Origin of the sequence: Hamadaea flava (assembly GCF_024172085.1) — a bacterium.
In the GTDB taxonomy this organism is placed as follows: Bacteria; Actinomycetota; Actinomycetes; order Mycobacteriales; family Micromonosporaceae; genus Hamadaea; species Hamadaea flava.
The window spans coordinates 1,451,984-1,469,408 of record NZ_JAMZDZ010000001.1 but is presented as its reverse complement, the minus strand read 5'-3'; the positions used below and the strand labels follow the sequence as shown (position 1 = coordinate 1,469,408).

18 protein-coding genes are annotated in these 17,425 nt (G+C 71.4%); 4 read left to right on the top strand and 14 right to left on the bottom strand.

The window, feature by feature from the left end; translation table 11 throughout:
• Nucleotides 1-2 precede the first annotated feature (2 nt).
• Both HDA40_RS07125 and HDA40_RS07120 read right to left on the bottom strand, forming a co-directional pair.
• Nucleotides 3-335 (bottom strand): cupin domain-containing protein, encoded by a 333-nt coding sequence (locus tag HDA40_RS07125; protein ID WP_253753180.1) that lies wholly within the window; start codon nucleotides 333-335, stop codon nucleotides 3-5.
• A gap of 51 nt (nucleotides 336-386) precedes the next feature.
• Nucleotides 387-998 carry a TMEM175 family protein gene (locus HDA40_RS07120; RefSeq protein WP_253753178.1) on the bottom strand — a complete coding sequence of 204 codons (612 nt, stop codon included), beginning with the start codon at nucleotides 996-998 and terminating at the stop codon, nucleotides 387-389.
• A 227-nt stretch (nucleotides 999-1,225) separates the two neighbouring features.
• Between HDA40_RS07120 and HDA40_RS07115 the strand changes: the two genes are divergently transcribed.
• Nucleotides 1,226-2,578 carry an NAD(P)/FAD-dependent oxidoreductase gene (locus HDA40_RS07115; RefSeq protein WP_253753176.1) on the top strand — a complete coding sequence of 451 codons (1,353 nt, stop codon included), beginning with the start codon at nucleotides 1,226-1,228 and terminating at the stop codon, nucleotides 2,576-2,578.
• A 2-nt stretch (nucleotides 2,579-2,580) separates the two neighbouring features.
• Here the strand turns inward: HDA40_RS07115 and HDA40_RS07110 are convergent, their stop codons facing one another.
• Nucleotides 2,581-3,222: a TetR/AcrR family transcriptional regulator gene (locus HDA40_RS07110; RefSeq protein WP_253753175.1), complete on the bottom strand. Its 642-nt coding sequence runs from the start codon at nucleotides 3,220-3,222 to the stop codon at nucleotides 2,581-2,583.
• An 85-nt stretch (nucleotides 3,223-3,307) separates the two neighbouring features.
• On the opposite strand from HDA40_RS07110, the gene HDA40_RS07105 reads away from it, so the two are divergent.
• The 3 genes from HDA40_RS07105 (at nucleotide 3,308) to soxR (ending at nucleotide 5,403) form a co-directional block, all read left to right on the top strand.
• A complete protein-coding gene (locus HDA40_RS07105; RefSeq protein ID WP_253753173.1) occupies nucleotides 3,308-4,003 on the top strand; it encodes an SDR family NAD(P)-dependent oxidoreductase in 696 nt (231 codons plus the stop codon).
• Between the two features lie 301 nt (nucleotides 4,004-4,304).
• The gene (locus HDA40_RS07100; protein WP_253753171.1) at nucleotides 4,305-4,733 is read left to right on the top strand and encodes a hypothetical protein; all 429 of its coding nucleotides are present in this window, start codon (nucleotides 4,305-4,307) and stop codon (nucleotides 4,731-4,733) included.
• 181 nt (nucleotides 4,734-4,914) lie between these two features.
• Complete coding sequence (soxR, locus tag HDA40_RS07095; RefSeq protein WP_253753169.1) at nucleotides 4,915-5,403, top strand: redox-sensitive transcriptional activator SoxR; 489 nt, start codon at nucleotides 4,915-4,917, stop codon at nucleotides 5,401-5,403.
• Here soxR and HDA40_RS07090 read toward each other — a convergent pair.
• The 11 genes from HDA40_RS07090 to HDA40_RS07040 all read right to left on the bottom strand — a co-directional run bounded on the left by HDA40_RS07090 (nucleotide 5,385) and on the right by HDA40_RS07040 (nucleotide 17,402).
• Nucleotides 5,385-6,794 carry an AMP-binding protein gene (locus tag HDA40_RS07090; RefSeq protein WP_253753167.1) on the bottom strand — a complete coding sequence of 470 codons (1,410 nt, stop codon included), beginning with the start codon at nucleotides 6,792-6,794 and terminating at the stop codon, nucleotides 5,385-5,387. The genes soxR and HDA40_RS07090 overlap by 19 nt on opposite strands.
• A 26-nt stretch (nucleotides 6,795-6,820) precedes the next feature.
• On the bottom strand, nucleotides 6,821-7,999 hold the full coding sequence (locus HDA40_RS07085) for a condensation domain-containing protein (RefSeq protein ID WP_253753165.1): 1,179 nt from the start codon (nucleotides 7,997-7,999) through the stop codon (nucleotides 6,821-6,823).
• Nucleotides 7,996-9,216, bottom strand: coding sequence for a cytochrome P450 (locus tag HDA40_RS07080; protein WP_253753163.1), 1,221 nt, complete (start codon nucleotides 9,214-9,216; stop codon nucleotides 7,996-7,998). Before HDA40_RS07080 ends, HDA40_RS07085 begins: the two co-directional genes overlap by 4 nt.
• Nucleotides 9,213-9,491 carry a phosphopantetheine-binding protein gene (locus HDA40_RS07075; RefSeq protein WP_253753161.1) on the bottom strand — a complete coding sequence of 93 codons (279 nt, stop codon included), beginning with the start codon at nucleotides 9,489-9,491 and terminating at the stop codon, nucleotides 9,213-9,215. Before HDA40_RS07075 ends, HDA40_RS07080 begins: the two co-directional genes overlap by 4 nt.
• Nucleotides 9,488-10,861: a condensation domain-containing protein gene (locus HDA40_RS07070; RefSeq protein ID WP_253753159.1), complete on the bottom strand. Its 1,374-nt coding sequence runs from the start codon at nucleotides 10,859-10,861 to the stop codon at nucleotides 9,488-9,490. Before HDA40_RS07070 ends, HDA40_RS07075 begins: the two co-directional genes overlap by 4 nt.
• Nucleotides 10,862-10,958: 97 nt before the next feature.
• A complete protein-coding gene (locus HDA40_RS07065) occupies nucleotides 10,959-11,978 on the bottom strand; it encodes an SDR family oxidoreductase (RefSeq protein WP_253753157.1) in 1,020 nt (339 codons plus the stop codon).
• Between the two features lie 164 nt (nucleotides 11,979-12,142).
• Entirely contained in the window at nucleotides 12,143-13,129 is a 987-nt protein-coding gene (locus HDA40_RS07060) for a helix-turn-helix domain-containing protein (RefSeq protein WP_253753155.1), read from the bottom strand.
• A gap of 27 nt (nucleotides 13,130-13,156) precedes the next feature.
• Nucleotides 13,157-13,411 (bottom strand): hypothetical protein, encoded by a 255-nt coding sequence (locus HDA40_RS07055; RefSeq protein ID WP_253753153.1) that lies wholly within the window; start codon nucleotides 13,409-13,411, stop codon nucleotides 13,157-13,159.
• Nucleotides 13,408-13,938, bottom strand: a complete 531-nt coding sequence (locus HDA40_RS07050; RefSeq protein WP_253753151.1) for a hypothetical protein — start codon at nucleotides 13,936-13,938, stop codon at nucleotides 13,408-13,410. The genes HDA40_RS07055 and HDA40_RS07050 overlap by 4 nt, the downstream gene beginning before the upstream one ends.
• Nucleotides 13,939-14,120: 182 nt before the next feature.
• Complete coding sequence (locus tag HDA40_RS07045) at nucleotides 14,121-14,957, bottom strand: dioxygenase family protein (protein ID WP_253753149.1); 837 nt, start codon at nucleotides 14,955-14,957, stop codon at nucleotides 14,121-14,123.
• Between the two features lie 72 nt (nucleotides 14,958-15,029).
• Nucleotides 15,030-17,402, bottom strand: a complete 2,373-nt coding sequence (locus HDA40_RS07040; RefSeq protein ID WP_308197675.1) for a M4 family metallopeptidase — start codon at nucleotides 17,400-17,402, stop codon at nucleotides 15,030-15,032.
• Nucleotides 17,403-17,425 lie beyond the last annotated feature (23 nt).

The window sequence follows — 17,425 nt, the reverse complement described above, 5'->3', positions numbered from 1 at the left end:
CCTCAGCCGAGTTTCGCCACGGTCAGCAGGACGACGGCGTCCTCCAGCGCGCTCAGCGAATGCGGCTCGTCCGGCACGATCAGCAGATCCCCGGCCAGCCCCTCCCAGGAGGCGGCCGCGCCGGTCAGGCGTACGCGTCCGTCGATGACGAAGACGGTCGCCTCGCCGGGGTTGGCGTGCTCGGCGAGTTCGGCTCCGGCCGCGATGGCGATGACCGTCTGGCGTAGGACGTGCTCGTGGCCGCCGTACACCGTGGCGGCGGACCGGCCGGCCCCGGATCGCTGGGCGCGGTCCAGCTGCTCGCGTCCGGTGGCCAGCAGTGAGAGCTTGTTCATGGTTCCGACCCTAGAACTCGGCGTTGATACGGACTGGGAGGTTCCGCGAACTCAGTGTTCCTCGATTTGGTGGACCACCCGGTCGATGCGGCGATCGGGGATGATCCACATGATCGCTACGGCGACGAAGCAGGCCAGGGCGATCGCGACGCCGATCTTGCCGTGCGGGTCGATGAGCACCGCGCTGAAGATCCCGGCGAGGTAGAAGATCGGGGAGATCTTGCCTTTGAGGTCGCGGCCGACGGCTTTGCGCAGGGGCGAGTGAGCACCCTGGTGCCGGATGATCACATTTTGCACGACGAAGTACGCGATCGCCGCGGCCAGCAGGTTCACGCCGTAGATCACGACGGGGGTGTGCGCGAAGTCCGACTCGTCCATCCACGCTGTGGTGAAGGGGAAGAGGGACAGGCAGAACAGCAGCGCCAGGTTCGCCCACAGGATGCCGCCGGTGACCCGCTGGACCAGATGGAACATGTGGTGGTGGTTGTTCCAGTAGATGCCGACGTAGACGAAGCTGAGCAGGTAGGTCAGCAGGCCCACGCCGGTGGTGTGGACGAGGTCGGACAGGCTGTGCCCGGCCGGCGGCTTCAGTTCCAGCACCATGATCGTGATGATGATGGCCAGCACTCCGTCGCTGAAGGCTTCCAGCCGACTGGTTCTCATGCACCCTGCCCCTCTTGATCGCGCCTGATTCGGCGATGGCGCCGGCTCACGCCGGCCTCCAGGTAAGACAACGCGGCGGCGGCGTCTGTGACAGCATCGCAGGGCACGGCCTGCTCGTCGAAGATCAACGCGGTGTCCGTCACAACCGGCCCGGTTCCTGTCACGAAACCGAGGGCTGTCCGGTCTATGCGGTGACTGCGCGACACGGCATCACTTCGGAGGACCGCATGCGAACGATTCTGGTGGTCGGCGGCGGATACGCCGGCTTCTACACCGCCTGGAAACTGGAGAAGAAGCTCCGGCGTGACGAGGCCCGGATCATCGTCGTCGACCCCCGGCCGTACATGACCTACCAGCCGTTCCTGCCCGAGGTGCTGGCCGGCTCGGTCGAGGCCCGGCACGCCGCCGTGTCGCTGCGGCGCCACCTGCGCCGGACGCGGCTGATCGCCGGTTCGGTGAACCGGATCGACCACGCGGAGCGGACCGTCACGGTGCAGCCGGTCGACGGCGAGCCGTTCCCGCTCGCGTACGACGTCATCGTGGTCACCGCCGGCGCGGTGACCCGCAAGTTCGCCATCCCCGGGGTCGCCGAGCAGGCGATCGGCATGAAGCACGTCGAGGAGGCGGTCGCCATCCGGGACCGCCTGCTGACCTCGTTCGACCGCGCGTCGGCGCTGCCGCCGGGACCGCAACGACAGCGGCTGCTCACCGTCACCTTCGTCGGCGGCGGGTTCTCGGGAGTCGAAGGGTTCGGCGAACTCCTCTCGCTGGCCACGTCGCTGCTCAAGGCGTACCCGGAGATCAAGCAGACTGAGCTGGCCTTCCACCTGGTGGAGGCCCGTGGCCGGATTCTGCCCGAGGTCACCGATGGGCCGGGGGAGTGGGTCGTGCGCTCGCTGGAGCGGCGCGGCGGCCACGTGCATCTGAACACCCAGGTGCAGTCGGCGACCGGCGGGCATGTGGTGCTGTCGACCGGCGAGGAGTTCGACTCGGGGCTGATCGTCTGGACCGCGGGCAACGGCGCGAACCCGATGGTCCGCAGCCACACCGACCTGCCGATCAACGACCGGGGCCTGCTCGTGGTCCGTGCGGACCTGCGCGTGGGCACGGAGGCCGAGCCGGTGCCGGACGCCTGGGGCGCGGGCGACGACGCGGCCGTGCCCGACCTGGCGCTGGGCCACGGCGCGGTCACCGTGCCGAACGCCCAGCACGCGGTCCGGCAGGGCAAGCTGCTGGCCAAGAACATCGTCGCGAGCCTGCGGGGCCGCACGCCCAAGCCCTACGTGCACCACAGCCTGGGCACGATCGCCACGCTGGGGCTGGGCCGCGGCATCTTCCAGTACCACCGCATCGTGATCACCGGCCTGCTCGCCTGGTTCATGCATCGCGGGTATCACGTGCTCGCCGTGCCCAGCTGGGAGCGCAAGGTCCGCGTCGCGGCGATCTGGCTCACCGCCGCGCTGTTCGGCCGCGACATCGTCTCGCTCGCCTCGGTCCAGCACCCGCGCCGCGCCTTCGTCACGGGCGGGGATCCTCAAGAACATCTTCAGCTGGTACGCGAGGACGCAGCGACTCGATAGCGTCAGTCGGGTGGCGCGGCCATGATGGCCGCGAGCTGCTTCGCGGTGAGCGCCGGGACGGGCAGCGGATGCGCGGCGCCGGATCGCAGCCCGTCCAGGAAGAAGGCCAGACTCCGTCGCCACGCCTGCGGCGCGACCCCGGCGCTCTCCCGGATGATCTGCGACATCGCCCAGATCAGGGCGGCGTAGTCGGCCACCTCGAAGTCGTCGCGGAGCTGCCCGCTCTGCTTCGCGCGCGCCACCAGGTCCTCGATGTGCCGGAAGCAGCGGTGGCAGGCCTCGACGACCCCCGGTGACAGCGGTACGCGTTGCGCCAGCGCGTCGTTGAGCCCCCGGTCCTCGGCGTGCAGCGCGAACAGCGTCTCGGTGAACGCGGCGAATCCCGCCCAGGCGTCCGGATCGGCGACCGCCTTCGCCGCCGCCGCGTCCAGCACGGCCATCCGCGCCGGGAAGATCGCGTCGAACAGGTCGTCGCGGGTGCGGAAGTGGTTGTAGAGCGTGCCGATGCTCACCCCCGCGCGGCGGGCGATCTCCTCCAGCGGCGCGTCCAGGCCGCGTTCGGCGAACACCTGTTCCGCGGCGGCGAGGAGCCGGTCGCGGTTGCGCGCGGCGTCCGCCCGGAGCGGCTTCGTTCCCGTGGTCACCCCACCATCCTACAAACTTGAGGGCCACCTCAGGTTCGTGCTACGGTCGAGACAATCTGAGGGAGACCTCATTTTAGGAGGAAGCGTGGGAACACTGGCGGTCTTCGGCGTCGGACCCGGGCTCGGCATGTCCATCGCGCACCGCTTCGGACGGGAGGGCCACCGGGTCGCGCTCGTCTCGCGTACGGCGAACCGGCACGCCGGATATCTCGAGTCGCTCGCCGAGGCGGGCATCGAGGCGGACGCCTTCACCGCCGACGTACGCGACCGGGCGCAGCTGATCGCCGCCGTCGACGCCATCACCAACCGATTCGGCGCACCGGACATCGTGTACTACGGCCCGGCCGGGCTCGACCGGCCGACGCCTCTCACCCAGGCCGGCAGCGATTCCGTGCGGGACGCGATGGGCTGGGTCTACGCGGCCGTCGACCTCGTCGGCGCGGTGCTGCCGGGCATGGTCGAGCGCGGCGACGGCGGTCTGCTGTTCGCGGGCGGACTCAGCTCCGTAGTGCCGATGCCGGCCCTGGGCAGCCTGGCCCTCTCCTCGGCGGCGCTGCGCAACTACGCGGTGACCCTGCACGCCGCGCTCGCCGACCAAGGCGTGTACGCCAGCACGCTGACCATCGGCGGCCTGATCGAACGCGGCGACATCCACACGTTCATGAGCGCCCAGGCGACCGGCGGCCTGCCGATCCTCGACCCCGACGAGCTCGCCGAGGCGGCCTGGGAGCTGTACACCAAGCGCGACAAGGCCGAGGCGGTCTTCAACGCGCTCAGCTGAATCTGGATTCTGGCTGCGTTTTCGGCCGTTCGGGGCGGTCAGGGCTCGTCGCCGGCGCTGCCAGATCGCGGTGACCGCGCCGACGAGCCGACTGTCCACACCGAACGGTGCGAGCACGGGCAGCGACGCGAGCGCCCTCCGGCAGATCCGACAGAATCGGCGGATGCGCGGGCGCCTGGACGAACGCGCCACCGCCGCTCCACCAGCCGTAAAGCTGATCGGGCGCGGTAGCGGCGAGGACGTCGGTCGGTGGGGCTCGCCGGTCGGGCTTGCTGTCGGTGGTCGCCGCTAGGGTCGGCCGATGGGCATCCTGACGGACTACTTCGCCGCCACCCCGGCCGAGGCGGCGGCCTGCCGGGAGCATGGCCCGCTTCCGACCGAACTGCCGAAGGTGGCGGCCAAGTGGCTGGAGCCGACGATCCTGCTCGGACAGTTGTGGGCGGCGGTCGACGGGGTCAAGTACAAGGTGAACAAACACCACGGCGACGACGAGATGCTCGAACCAGCCGACGAGGAAGGCCCGTGGATCATCCGAATCCGGGAGGAGTGCCGGGCCGCGATCGCGGGCATTCCCGACGAGCGTGTTCCGGCTCTCGCCGCGACATGGAGCGAGGCCGAGGAGTGGATGGCTCCCGAACCCGACTGGCTCGAGAAACTGATCCCGGAGCTGCGAGCGGTGGCGCGGGCCGCAGTCGAAGACCGGGCGATGTACGTCTGGATCTGCCTTTGACCGGTTCGCCCCATCTCGCCCGTACCTGAGCGCTGGATCAGGGATCCGGGTCGAATCATGGGTCAAGATTCGACCGAGAACCCTTATCCAGCGCCCGAAAGCGCCGACCCTGATCGCAGTGATGGACGTCGCGATTCTTTGGCCTCAACCTTGGTTCAGGTCAAGTGCTACGGTCGGTGGCATGCCGAGGGCCCGCACCACGTTCCACGAGCTGACCGTCGGCCAGGTCGCCGACCGCAGCGGGGTGGCCGTCTCCGCGTTGCACTTCTACGAGCGCAAGGGCCTCATCAGCAGCACCCGGACGGCGAGCAACCAGCGGCGGTACAGCCGGGACACGCTCCGCCGGGTCGCCTTCATCCGGGCCTCGCAGAACGTCGGGATCTCGCTCACGGCGATCCGGGAAGCCCTCGACGAACTGCCCAGCGAACGGACGCCGACCCGGGAGGACTGGGTGCGCCTGTCGAGCGGGTGGCGGGCCGTCCTCGACGAGCGCATCGCCCAGCTCCAGGCACTGCGGGACGACCTCACCGGCTGCATCGGCTGCGGCTGCCTGTCGTTGCGGGCGTGCCACCTGACGAATCCCCGGGACGTGCTGGGCGGCGAGGGCCCAGGGCCGCGGCTGATGCGTCGAGCGGGTGGTACGCAGCCGACCTATCCGGCCACCCGATAGGTCAACGACGTGCTACCGGTGAGCGCCGCCAGCGCGGCGGCGGCACGCCGATCCAGTTCGCCGTGGTCGACTTTGCCGTTGGGCAACGACGGGACCTCGTCGACTTCGATCAACTGCGCCGGCAGCGCGGCCGCGGGCAGCGCCGCCAGCAGATGGTGCCGTACGGCCCGGCGGTCGACGGCGTCTTCGGCGGTGACGAGGAAGCCGACCAGGTGGCCGCCGGCCATGCCCACGGCGGCGTACGCGATCCCGGGCGACCCGGCGAGCGCGTGTTCGATCTCGGCCCGCTCGATCCGCATCCCACCGAGTTTCAGCTGGTCGTCGCCGCGTCCGTGATACAGCAGCGCCCCGTCGGCACGCTGGGTCACCAGGTCGCCGGTTCGGTAGTACGGAAGGCCGTCCACTGTGGTCCGAGTGACGGTGTCCGGCTCGGCCAGGCCGGGACTGCTCACGTGCAGTACGCCGTCGAGGAGGGCGACGCGCGTACCGGGGATGGGGTGGCCGATCGGCACCGAGCGCTGCCCGGCGTCCTCGGGCGTGCACTCGTGGACGGTGCACCACACGGTGCATTCGGTCGGGCCGTACTCGTTGAACATGCGGGTGCCGGGCAGCCGCGCGAAGTGCTCGCCGACCAGGCTGGGCGGGCACGCTTCGCCCGCGACGACCACGGTACGCAGACTCCGCAGGTCGTCGGCGAGCCCGCCGCGCAGCGCGACCGCGTACAGGGACGGCACGAGCAGTAGATGCGTCGGCCGGTACGCCCGGGCCGTCCGGCCGAGCGCGACCAGGTCGCCGGGCCGTGGGCTCGGGATGAGGACGGCCCCGCCGCTGGCCAGCGTCCAGTAGATCCCGGCGACCGAGCTGTCGAACGAGATCGACGAGCACAGCAGGAATCCGCCCACCCGATCCCGGTAGTACCGCAGCCGGGCGGCCGTCGAGTACGCCAACGCCGCCGCCGACACGGTGACCGGTTTCGGTGTGCCGGTGGAGCCGCTGGTGTAACAGGTGTATGCGAGCCGCCCGTGCCGGGCCGCCCGGCCGGGTGGCAGTGTGGTCAGGTCGATGGGCGTCAGCTCAGGCCGCAACCGCGGCAGCCCAGGTTCGGTGAGCACCACCTGCGCTCCAGACGCTTCGGCGTACTGGCGTTGGCGGTCTGCCGGGAAGGCGGCGTCGATCGGCACGTAACAGGCTCCGGCGCGCAGCACCCCCAGCATGCCGGCGATCGCCCACCGTGACAGGCTCGCGTGCACGAGCACCGGCTCGCCCTCGGCCACCCCCGCGCGGATCACGGCTGCCGCGACCCGGGCGCTGAGGTCGCCGAGGTCGGCATAGGACAGCTGCCCGTCCCGGTCGCGGACCGCCACAGCGTCGCCGAACAGGTGCGGCTCCACCAGGCTGAGGATATGGTCGGGCCACATCAGCGGGCTCCGGCGAACAACGGCACCCGCGACAGGTACGCCGAGACCAGGTCGCCGATCCGGTCCGCCGAGTACGCCCCGGTGTCGTACGTGACGATCCCGGTGCCGCCCGGATGGACGGTGAACAGCAGCGGGCAGCCGAGGACCACCGACGGGGACGTCTCCGGCCCGACCGGCGCAGCTGTCCATTGTGGCTGGACGGGCGGCGGGGTCATCGACGGCCGGGCGACGAACCGGAAGGCCGGGGCGGCTCGCGTACCGGTGAGCGCGGTCAGCAGCGCCGGAACCTCGCCCAACACCGGCACGAGCGGGATGTCGTCGGCGTACGCCTGACGGCACGCCACGTCGACGCGCCGCAGCAGCTCCGGCGGATCGTCGGCGGCCGGGATCGACACCCGCATCGTGAGCACGTTGAGCAGGAAGCCGACGGTGTCCCACTCCGACGGGATCCGGCCCGGCGTGATGACCGGCAGCAGCGCCTCCGGCGTCCGTCCCGCCGGATACAGCGTCGCCGCGTACGCCGACAGCAGCACCGTGAACGGTGTGCTCCGCGCGCGCCGGGCGCTGCCCACCACGGCCTGCCAGAGATCGTCGCCGAGCCGGAACGGGACTTCGGCGTACCGGCCGGCGACCGGACCGCACTCGGGCCGCTCCGCCGCGTCGAGCCCGGCCAGCCGTGCGCGCCAGTTCGGCAGCACCTCTGCGATGCGTTGCTGCCATTGCGGCGAGCGGTCGTCGGCGGCGATCTCGGCGTACTGCATGACCTTGGGGGAGAGCCGGTCGCCCCGCAGCCGCGCGTGATAGGCGGTGGCCAGATCGCGCGCGATCACGGCGAGCGACCACGGATCGGCCGCGCTGTGGTGCGCGGCCAGATCGAGCCGGTCGTCGCACAGCCGAGCCCGCAGCGCGGGCAGTTCGCCGGCCGGGAAGGGATCGGCGTAACCGTCCACGGTGACCGGTCTCGGTGGCTCGACCCGGCTGCCGCCGGGCTCCCGGACGCTGCGCAGCGCCTCGTGCCGGAACACCACGTCGCCGAGTGCCGCCCGCAGCGTCTCCTGCTCGACCGTCCCGGTCACTCGGAAGGACTGTTCGACGACGAACCGATCGCCGGTGGTGCGGCCCGGATCGTGCCGTTCGAGCAGGTCGAGCAGCTCCTGGGCGTAGGTGAGGGGGATCATGCGAGACCTCCGCGCAGCCGGACCACGACCGGCACGTGTTTGAATCCGGCGAGGAACGCCGAGTGGACCCGGACCGCGGGACCTGCCAGGTCGAGGTCGGCCACCTCGGCGAGGAGCCGGCCGAAGAGCAGGCGCAATGTCCGGCGGGCGATGTGGGAGCCGATGCAGTAATGCCGACCGCTGCCGAAGGCGAGGTGCCGATTGGGCCGCCGGTCCGGGTGAAACCCGTCCGGGTCGTCGAACACCGCCGGATCGCGGTTGGCCGCGGTCAGCCATGCGACGACGGGCTGGCCGGACTCGATGTAATGGTTTCCAAGCCGGACCGGCCGCCGGGCGTGCCGGACGAAATGCATGCCGGGAGTGGCGAACCGCAACGCCTCCTCGACCCCGCTGTCCAGCAGGTCCGGCCGCTCGGCCCAGACCCGGAAGGCGCCGGTCTTCGCCACCTGGGCCAGCACGGCCGCCGGCACGCACGGCAGCGTCACCGCCGCGCCGAGGAGCAGGCTGTACGCGTTGGCGATGACGGCTCCGACGGGCAGCGGAGCACCCTCGAACCGCATCGTGGCCAGCACGCTGAGCAGATCGCCGCCGGGCCGCCGGAGCCGCTGGCGGACCAGGTCGGCGAAGTACGCGAACAGCTCCCGATGGCCGCGCTGGAGGGTCGCGGCGACCCCGCCCGGCAGCCGCACGTCGGGATCGTCCTCGGCGGCGCACATCGCTGCCAGCTCCGCCAGCCGCGCGCGATCCGACTCCGGTACGCCCAGCAGCGGCCCGACGGCGGCCAGCGGCAGCAGCCGGAACACCTCCACCAGGTCCACAACCGACCCGGCCGACGCCCGGACCGGTTCGAGGACGGCGTCCACCGCGGCGTCCACAGCGGACATATGGCGGTCGACGGCCCGGGCGTTCAACGCCTGCTGCACCGGCGCGCGCATCCGGTCGTGCCGGGGCGGATCGGTCGCGGCGAGCTGCCGTCCGGCGGCCGGATCGGGACGGCCGAGCAGATTGAGGAGCGTACCGCGCTCACTGGTGAACGCCTCGTAGTCCGAGAGCACCCGGTCGACGTCGGCGTACCGGGTCACCGACCAGAACCCGGGCCGGTCGCCCGCCGGGGGCTGCCAGTGCACCGGGTCGCTGTCTCGCAAGGCGTGGAACACCGTGTGCGCCTCGCCCGTGGCGTACAGGCCCGGATCGGCGAGGTCGACGAGACCGGTCACGCCGACGCCAGCTCGGCGACGATGGTGGCGGCGAGTTCGGCCACGGTGGGACTCAGGAACAACGTCCACGTGGGCACCTCGACGCCGAACATCCGGTCGATCGCCAGTTGCAGCTCGGCGGCGAGCAGGGAGTCCCCGCCCAGCTCGAAGAAGTCGTCGTGGACGCCGATCGGCTCGACCTCCAGGCGAGCCGACCACAACTCGGCCAGCTGCTGTTCGACCGCGTCCCGCGGCGCGGTGTAGTCGGTGCTCAGCTCCAGCGCCTGGCGGTTCATCCGCCTACCTCCTCGGGTGTGGCCGCCAGCAGACTTGCCAGCGGCGTGTTCGGCGAGGTCACGAGCCTGTCGGCGGTCGCACGGAACCGGCGGGCGATCCGGTCCACCGACGCCGCCTCGAACATCGCGGGGTCGTAGGTCACCCGGACGACGAAGGAGTCGTACGGCTCCATCACCCAGAGGAAGTCCACCGGCATGACCGGCGTCTCGCGGACGACGTCGGGCGGCAGCGTCAGCCGTCGATAGTGGACGGCCGCACCGGGATCGTCGGCGCGCGGGATCGGCCGGCACAACTGCATCGGCGCGGGCACGATGTCCCGGGCGTCGAACGCCGCCTCGGCCAGCTCCGGCAGTTCCTCCAGGACCCGGATGAGCGGCACGTCATGCTGAAGCGCCTCGGCGTTGACCTGGTGCACGTGCGCCGCCGCCTCCGCCGCCGTCATCGCACCGGACAGGGTCAGCCGGAGCACGTGGCCGTTGAGGTAGAAGCCGATGCCGTCCCAGTCCCCGGCACCGCGTCCGGCCGACAGCACCGGCAGGGCGATCCGCGGCTGGCCCGCGTGCCCGGCCAGGGCGACGGCGTACGCGGTCAGCAGCAGGGTGAACTCGGTGGTCCGTAGCGTCCGGGCCCGGGCGCGCAGCCCGGCGACGACCGCGTCGGGCAGTTCGAAGGTGTGCAGCGCCTTCTCTCGACCGGTGTCTGCGGCAGCGTCCGGGCGGGGCCGGTCGGCAGGGATGCCCACCCGGCGTACGCCGGACAGCTGCTCCCGCCAGTAGGGCAGCGCTTCCTGAATCCGCTTCTCCCGTTCCGGGGAGGATTCGGTCAGCGCGTGATCGGCGTACTGGGGCGGTGGTTCGACGGCGTCGGCCGAACCCCGGCGACGACGTTCGTACGCGGTGACGACGTCGCGGATGGCGACCTGCATCGTCCAGCCGTCGGCGACGGTGCGGTGGATCAGCAGGATCAGGGCCGACTCGTCCGGGCCGAACCGGACGAGGTCGGCGGCGATCAACGGAACCTGGCCGGGTGGCAACGGCCGGGCCAGGGCCTCGGCCGTGATCCGGGCGGTCGCGCGGACCCGTTCGTCCGGTATGGACACAGCGGCGTCGTGGACGCGTAACGGAACCGGCGCGGGCGCGACGACACGCTGGAACGGGAAACCCTCGTCCCGGACCACCACCGTACGCAGCCCGCCGTGCCGCACGACCAGTTCGTCCAGCGCCTCCTGGAGCAGCTCCGGCTCGACCGGGCCGGTCAGCTCGTGGGCGCACCAGTTGACGAATCCGCCGCCGAAGACGCTGCCGCCGTCGTGCACGGCGAACGCGGCGAGCAGTTGCTGGGCATAGGACAACGGTGCTTCGGCGGTCATGAGCAACTCCCCAGGTTGGTCAGGCGACGCTTTGCCAAGGCGATCAGGCGGCGGAACTCGGTCAGGCGGCGGAACTCGGTCAGGCGGCGGAACTCGGTCAGGCGGCGACGAGGCCCTTGCTCGCGGCCAGGTAGTCGACGGTGGCGACGAACGCGTCCTCGAGCTGCTGAGTGGTGGGTGGGTCCGTCAGCGTGCTCGGAAACGCGGGCACGTCGTCGAACAGCGAGGCCAGAGCCATGAGATTGGCGAACTTGCGGCGTTGGGCCGCGGGCAGCGGATCGATGTACGCCGGGCGTACCACCCGGTCGACGAGTGCCGGGCGTACAAAGCGCGGCGGATGGACGGTCCGCCCCAGGTGGGGCGCCCGCTCGGCGATCAGCTCCACCATGCGCCCGATGGTGAGCGCGTCCCGTCCAGCGGTGATCCAATGCTCGCCGACCCCGGCATCGTGAGCCGCGCCCGCTACGCCGTCACCGGTCGCGTCGTCGGTGGCGCAGAGCCGGAGGAGTTCGTCGGCCACGATGTCGCGGGGGAGCGCGTCGATCACGGCGTCCCGGGCGAACGGGAGCACCGGCAACAGGTTGCGCAGGACGGCGTCCACGGTGGAGTGCAGACCCTGGAAGCGGCTCATCCGCCCGGTCCGGGCGTCGCCCATGACGACGCCGATCCGGGCGATCGAGGCGGGCAGCCCCGCCGAGCGGACCAGATCCTCGGCCGCCAGCTTGGTCTCCAGATAGGACTGCGTCAGCGGCGCGGCGCTCTCCCGCCGGACCACGAACGCGGTCGAGGCGAAGACGACCCGCGCCCCGGCGTCGGCCGCGAACTCCAGCACATGCCGGGTGCCGTCCACGTTCAGCGCCCGGATCACCTCGTCCGCGGCGGTGAACTCGGTCGCCCCAGCACAGTGGACGACAGTGGTGATCTGTCCGGCGAGCCGGGCGTACACGTCGGCGGCCAAGCCCAGCCGGGGTGCGGTGATGTCGCCTGCGACAGTCGCGGCGGCGACATCACCGCGGTGCACCAGCGCGACGACTCGCTCCTTCGGCCCTCCGGCCGCCACCTTCCCCAGCACGGCCGCGCCCACAGCCCCGCTGCCCCCGGTCAGCAGAATCGTCATCGTGTGCACCCCCCGTATGTGGGGACCGCCGGCCGGCGGAACCCGGCGGTCCCGGGGTCGATTGTTAGCCGCGGCAGTTGATCGAGGTCAACGCTGAACGCGTTCGGCATCGTTCGAAGGCGTTCGACCCGAACGTTCGCGCAGGTGAAGGGCCGTGTGCTCGATCAGACTCGGTCGATGACGAACAGCTGCGCGGGGTCGTCACCCGAGCAGTCCGCGAAGATCACCGCGCGCGATCCGGCCTCCGGGCGTACCACGAGGCACTGTCCGAGTTCGACATTGCGGACCAGCATCCCGCCGCCCGCCGCGATCAGCGTGAAGAGCTGATGCTTGACGTCGGGGCAGTAGCCGTCGGACGGCCGGTCGTCGGTCGCGACCGGGTCGACGCCCATGCACCCCGGCCCGAACTCGGGGTGATCGGTGCGGATCCGGAACGCGCCGCCGTCGGCGGGCTCCGTCGACAGCGCCGGGAACGCCTGCTCGCACGGCTCGATGAACAGGTATCCGGTGGTTCCGCTGCGCTCGCTCAGGCATCCGGCGCCGGTCATCGGGCGTACCCGGATGGACTCCGCCGCGATGATCGGCGAGGGCGAGCCGGTCGCCGGGGGCGAGCCGACCGGCGGCGAGGTCGCGGCATGGTGCGTGCGGTCCGCGGACCACAAGGCGCCGCCCGCGCTGACCGCGATGGCGACCGCCAAGATCGCCCATAGGGGTACGCGAGCCCGCAGCCGCCGCCATCGGTTCTGGAGGTCCATCGCGACCGGCGTGGCGAGCGTCTCCCGGGACTCCGCCTCGTCGGGCTTCACTTCATCGGGCGATGGTGGGTTCGGTTCGGCGCGGTCCGGCTCCGGTCTGTCCGCAGTGGAGAGCGGGCCGAGGACGATCCGGCGGCGCACGGTCAGCCACCGGGCCAGCTCTTCCCGGCTGCAGCCGCAGGCCAGCAGCATCGCCGTGACGACCTCCGGCCGGGGCATCGTATCCCGGTTCAGCGCGGTCGCGAGAGTGCTGATCGGCAGGGCGACGCCGTGTGCGCGGGCGCGCTGCGCGATCTGCCGGTAGCTCAGCTCGGAGCTGATCCGGACGCGCCGCAGCAGCTCCACGAACTCGGCGGCGGTGGTGGCGGAGGAGGGGTCGATCCCGGGCTCGATCATCCCCACAGAGCGTACTGGTCCCGTGATCTATTCGGCGCGGGAGAGGACGGTGCCCGGCTGGATCCGGTCGTCCAGCTCGAGGTCGACGGCGATGGTGGTCGTCCCGGGCGCGCTGTGCAGCTCGATCGACCGCACCACCCCGGCGACCGCCGGCCGGCCGGGATCGGCGATGGTCACCTGGTCGCCGATGTTCAGCGGTTCGCCGTCGAGCCGCCCGGTCACCAGCAGCCAGGGGCGGCCGGTCAGCTTGAACGTCCGCTCGACGGTGAGCTGCGAACTCATCGGGTGTTCCTCCTCCAGGTGTCGACGAAGGCGTCCTCCGCGGCGTACGCCTCGTCCTCCAGCGGCCCTGTCATGGACGATACCCGGCCGTCCTCGTACTGCTTCACGTGCACGCTCTCGTGGCCGAGGGTCCGCACGAGGGTCTCCTCGTCCTGGAACGCGGCCGGGCCGAGCTGGACGCCCAGGTCGTCGGTCCGCGCCACGGCTCCCTGATAGTCCAGGTACGCGATGTCGTCCGGCGCCTCGACGATGTCGACGGGCTTGCCGCGCATGTCCACTCCGGCCAGCCGGGAGTAGTGGTCGACCGTCTCCGGCGTCCGCGGCAGGCCGACGCCCTGCTCCATCACCTCGCGGTTGGTCAGCGCGCCGGAGCGGGAGTGCAGTCCCGGATGCGCGTGCACCGGCGGACGCACCGCCCGGGAGACCGACGGCAGCCGGTCGCCCTTCTTGATGAGCTTCGCCAGCGGCCGCATCAGCCCCTCAGCGGCCTCCCCGGCGAGCTTGCCGACGGATCGCTTCGATCCCATGAGCCCTCCCCGTGTCCCCCGTACTCGGACAGTCCGCAGCCAAGGTATTAGCTGTGTCGATGGACGGCAATCGGCTGACCGTCGCCTGTGGATGAACACGGGAAGGCCGCCGACATCGCCAGGCACGACGTCGACGGCGGAATCTCCCCAGGGATCAGCAGGAATCTGACGGGATCAGAGTCCTACACGCGTCGCCACAAGGCGGGCGTGTTCGGCGGCTCCCAGCCCGGCAGCGAGGTGTGCGCGATCTGGCAGGCGTAGCTCAGCCCGCCGTAGGTGACCTGCGCGCCGAGGGCGTACGCCACATAGGGCGCCCAGGTGCCGCCGGTCGGCGGAGTGGGACTGGTGGTCTTCGTGGGAGTGGGCGACGGCGACGGTGGCGTGCCCTGGATGTTCAGGACGAAGTCGAACGTGGCCTGCCGGCCCGATCCGACGATCTGCACGTTCATCAGCAGCGCCGGGTCGTACAGGGTGTCGGTCGAGTTGCGGGGCTCGTTCGGGAAGTAGAGCTGGGTGGTCAGGATCGGGCGGCCCGGCGCCTGCACCTTCACGTGGATGTGCCGGGTACGCCCCGGGTACAGCCCCGGCACGATGCTGGTCAGGGTGAACTTGCCCTGCGTGTCGGTGAGCTGGTGACCCCGGAACCGGTTGCCCACGTTGTCGTAGTTGCCGCCGTTGTCGGCCTGCCAGAAGTCCAGCAGCGCCCCGGCGATGGGCTGGCAGGCCAGCCCGACGACGTAGCCGGTCAGGGTCAGCGCGGTGCCCGGACCGTCGGCGATCGAGGTCCGCAGCGGCGATCCCGGCTTGAAGTAGGGGCCTTCGATCTGCGGCGGGGTGAGATCGTCGTCGTCACACGACTCGGGCGTGGCCGCCAGCGGCTGCCCGGACGGCGTACGCGCGAGGGCGGGCACGCCGGCCAGCAGCGGGACGGCGGGCGCGATCATCGCCGCGCGCAGCAGGGTCTTCCGGGACACTCCGGTGGGCCGGGGCTCCTCGGTGCGGCTTTCTTCGTCGCTCATCACTTCTCCGTTCGCGGTGGTTGGGAGGGGGGACCGGGGACGGCCGCCGGCGGCAACCGTCCCCGGGGCGGTTCAGCAGGCGCCCTGGTCGGACCAGACCGCCCAGGAACCGGGCGCGCCGGGCTGGGCACCCGTCGACCACCAGGTCGACTTCCAGCGGTGGCCGTTGTACGACACGAGGTCGTCCGGCGCGTACGGCGTGGTGGCGGTCCACTCCGGCAGGCCGCCACAGCCGCCGCCACCGCCGCCGCTGATCGTCAGCGTGAACACCGCACTGTGCGACGCCGACGTGCCCACACCGGTGACGGTGAGGGAGTAGGTGCCCGCCGTCGCGCCGGCCGCGACCGCGATCGACAGCGTCGCGCTGCCGCCCGAGGTCACCGTGCCAGGGCTCACCGACGCGGTGACACCGGTGGGCGTACCAGTGACGGAGAGGGCCACCGACTGGGCGCTCCCGGACGTGGTCGCCGTCGCGACCGACGCGGTGGCCGAGTTGCCCGGCGCGACCGTGGCGGACGAGGGCGAGAGCGAGACCGAGAAGTCGTTCCCGCCCGGCTGGCTCGTGACCGTCACGGTGTACGAGGCGGTGTGGGTCGCGCTCGAGCCGGTTCCGGTCACCGTGACCGTCGCCGACCCGAGCGCGGCGGACGCGCTCGCGGCCAGTGTCAGCGTGCTGGAACCGCCGGAGGTCACCGTCGCCGGGGAGAACGTCGCGGTCACCCCGGACGGCAGGCCGCTGGCCGAGAGCGCGACCGACTGGGCGCTGCCCGAGGTCGTCGCGGTCGAGACGGTCGTGCTCCCGGTGGCTCCACGCTGGACGGTGCCACTGGCCGGGCTGACCGACACCGAGAAGTCGTTGGTGGCCGTGGAGCACTGGGCCTCACCGCTCTGCGCGGGCACGCTGACGGCGTCCCACGCCGCCTTGACCGTGCGGCACTCGGCCGACGACGCCCCGAACAGGTTGACTGCCGCGCGCAGCGTCGCCGTACGCACGTTGACGTACCGCCAACCGGACGTCTTCAGGTTGAGCGCCCCCATGTAGATCTGGCCGGCCTTCTGGATGCCGATGCCAGTGACGGACCCGCCGTTGCAGGTGGGGCTCGACGGGTTGCCGCCGCCCCCGGCGGAGCCGATCGCGGTCAGGTAGAACCAGTGGTTGTTCGGCCCGGCCGCCGAGTGCACCTCGGTGTTGGGGATGGCCGACGAGTAGCAGTTCGGGTCGCTGAGCGCGGACGGGTTGTACATGTTGCGGATCGGGCCCGCGCCGGTGAGGTTGACCTCTTCGCCGACGAGGAAATCCGGCGGGTCGTTCGGGTTGTTGGCGTACGCCTCGGTCAGCGCGCCAAAGATGTCCCCCGTGGACTCGTTGAGGCCGCCGTTCTCGTTGCCGGAACCGGCCCCGCCCGGGGTCGTCTGGAAGATCGCGTGGCCGAACTCGTGCGCCACGACGTCGATCGAGGTGGCCTGACCGGTGTTGGACTGGTTGTGGCCGAAGTTGGTGTAGCTGCCGTTCCAGTACGCGTTGACCTCGTTCAGGCCGACGCGGGCGGGGAAGCCGCCGCCGCTGCCGTTGATGCCGCTGCGGCCGAGCCACGCGCCGAGCATGTCCCATTCGCGCTGGACGGCGTACAGGGCGTCGACGCAGGCCGTCTCCAGGCTGGTGCCGGTCCCGTTGCCCCACGAGTCGTCGGTGCCGGTGTACGCGCCGCCGGTCTGGCCGCCGCACTGCAGGCCCGGTCGGGTGTTGTCGGTCATCGAGTACGAGCTGCCGGAACCACTGGTCGTCAGGGTCACCTGGCCGTTGTAGTAGCCGTTGCCGGAGCCCTCCCGGACGTCGTCCCGAAGGTCGATCACCTGGGCGTCGGCGGCGTCCACGACGACGTGCAGGCGGCTCGGCGCGTTCGCGCGTACGCCCTCCAGCACGACCTCGTAGGCGAGCCGATCGCCGCTCGGGGTGGCGAACACGACCAGCCGCGCCGGGGTGGCCTGCTCGATCTTGCTGAGCTGCTTGCGGGCGACGGCGGTCGCCCGGCTCGCCGAGACCTTCGGCGTGACCGACGCGAGGCGTACGCCCCGGCCGAGCGCGGAAGCCGTGTCCCGCACGGTGCCGGCCTTGTCGGTCACGACGACGGCGTCGCCGCCGAGCACCGGCAGGCCGCGGAAGCTGCGTTCGTAGGAGACATACTGCAGGCCGCCGGATCCGGCGACGACGTCCCGGCGTACGAAGGACTCGTTCGGACCCTTGGCCAGCGCGTCGAGGCCGCCGTCGGCGACCCGGTCGGCAGCCGTCGCGGCGAGCGCGGCCGACTGAGCCGTCGACGCCGTCTGGGCCGCCGGCTGCGCCTGCGGCCGGGCGCTGGCGAGCGAGACGCCTGGCATGACCAGGGCCAGACCCGCCACCGCGGCGGTGGCCGCGAGGGTGATCCGAAGTGGGATGGGCTTCACGGGGTTGTTCTCCTTTTGGGGGT